This is a genomic window from Tissierella simiarum (assembly GCF_018917865.1).
GTDB classification, from domain to species: domain Bacteria; phylum Bacillota; class Clostridia; order Tissierellales; family Tissierellaceae; genus Tissierella_C; species Tissierella_C simiarum.
The window spans coordinates 1-1,558 of the sequence record NZ_JAHLPM010000046.1 but is presented as its reverse complement, the minus strand read 5'-3'; the positions used below and the strand labels follow the sequence as shown (position 1 = coordinate 1,558).

Sequence of the window (1,558 nt, the reverse complement as noted above, 5' to 3'; positions counted from 1 at the left end):
GCACAATGTTATGTTTAATTACATTTTCTACATAGAACTTAGAAAACCATTTTGGTCTTACAAAAATACGATACAATTTTGGGGATAACTCCATATCATATGTCCTCCTCTTAGAAATCAATCCAGATTTATTATCCCCTTATAACATTAAATTATTTAAGTAGAAGGGTATAAAAACCTGCTAATAAAAATCAAGTATTTTTTAGCAGGTTTCTAAATCTTTTATCTATTTAATTCAGAACATACAAAATAGACCAAACAGATTCTGTTTAACCCTTTTATTATACAAAAACAAGTGCAAATGCTTCACCTTCTTTAGGTATTACACTTACACTTTTAGAGTACCAAAAAACCCTTATCTTGTTATAGCTTAAATAAATTTATAATGTGGTTTTCTCTCTCCAAATAACCAATACCTTAAATAATCGTAAAAAATTATAGCTGGTAGAGAAAGAAAAAACCATAACATACTATATTTTAAACATATTTGCCCCATAAAATTAAATTTTAAATTACTATAATCCCAAATATCTAATCCTAGCCATACATTTAAAACTAACCCGAATATTAATTCTAATACTGTGATAATTAAACAAGATATACTTTGCTGTATCAATAAAGATATTTTAAATGTGGAATAATATTCATTTATTAAACCTATTAATATGAAACATAAGCCACCTAGAATAAACATTGCAATATGCGAATATCCTCTCCACAAAATTTCAATAAAAAAATAGGATATCCCGCCAATTATGAATAAGATTGAATACTTAATTAATTGTCTCATTTCCCTCTTCCTTTAAACTATTCAGAATAATACTTTTTACCTTCATAGTGTAAAGGATTTTTCTTTAAATATTCATAGAAGTCACATAATAATCCTAGTAATATATGTTAAGTAATAATGAAAGTGCACGAATGAAGGATTTTTAAAGATTGTTAAATAAAAAAAAGCCCTGTAATTATTCAAATTACAAGGCTTTCACTTGGCGTACCTACAGGGACTCGAACCCCGAACCTCCTGATTCGTAGTCAGACACTCTATCCAGTTGAGCTATAGGTACATGCTGTCTGGAGGCGACACCCAGATTTGAACTGGGGAATAAAGGTTTTGCAGACCTCTGCCTTACCACTTGGCTATGTCGCCAATTTAGCTTATAAATAAATGGAGCGGGTGAAGGGAATCGAACCCTCGCAACCAGCTTGGAAGGCTGGGGCTCTACCACTGAGCTACACCCGCATAATGCTACAACATAGGACAACAATCTTATCTGATTCTCACTTATATTTAATTATTAACTAATATTAACTAAAAACGGAGCCCTTTCCTAGGACTACCAATAACCTTGACACAAAACATATAAATGGAGCGGAAGACGAGATTCGAACTCGCGACCCTCGCCTTGGCAAGGCGATGCTCTACCACTGAGCCACTTCCGCATACTTGGTGGAGGAGACTGGATTCGAACCAGTGAAAGCTTAGCTAACGGATTTACAGTCCGTCCCCTTTGGCCAACTCGGGAACTCCTCCATTCTTCTTTTTAAGTGGAGCTGG

General features: G+C 33.7%; 1 protein-coding gene and 5 tRNA genes. All 6 read right to left on the bottom strand.

The features are described 5' to 3' along the window. Positions 1-370: 370 nt before the first annotated feature. The 6 genes from KQI42_RS21930 to KQI42_RS20670 all read right to left on the bottom strand — a co-directional run bounded on the left by KQI42_RS21930 (position 371) and on the right by KQI42_RS20670 (position 1,534). The gene (locus KQI42_RS21930; RefSeq protein WP_216522733.1) at positions 371-790 is read right to left on the bottom strand and encodes a putative ABC transporter permease; all 420 of its coding nucleotides are present in this window, start codon (positions 788-790) and stop codon (positions 371-373) included. 200 nt (positions 791-990) lie between these two features. After that, positions 991-1,067 (bottom strand) — tRNA-Arg (locus KQI42_RS20690). 8 nt (positions 1,068-1,075) lie between these two features. Further along, a tRNA-Cys gene (locus KQI42_RS20685) sits at positions 1,076-1,150 on the bottom strand. Between the two features lie 19 nt (positions 1,151-1,169). Then, a tRNA-Gly gene (locus KQI42_RS20680) sits at positions 1,170-1,243 on the bottom strand. 125 nt (positions 1,244-1,368) lie between these two features. Next, a tRNA-Gly gene (locus tag KQI42_RS20675) sits at positions 1,369-1,443 on the bottom strand. Positions 1,444-1,448: 5 nt separating this feature from the next. Then, positions 1,449-1,534 (bottom strand) — tRNA-Tyr (locus KQI42_RS20670). Positions 1,535-1,558 lie beyond the last annotated feature (24 nt).

Bases quoted from the DNA above. Each gene is read 5' to 3' on its own strand.
- KQI42_RS21930 (WP_216522733.1), bottom strand. From the start codon at position 790: ATGAGACAATTAATTAAGTATTCAATCTTATTCATAATTGGCGGGATA.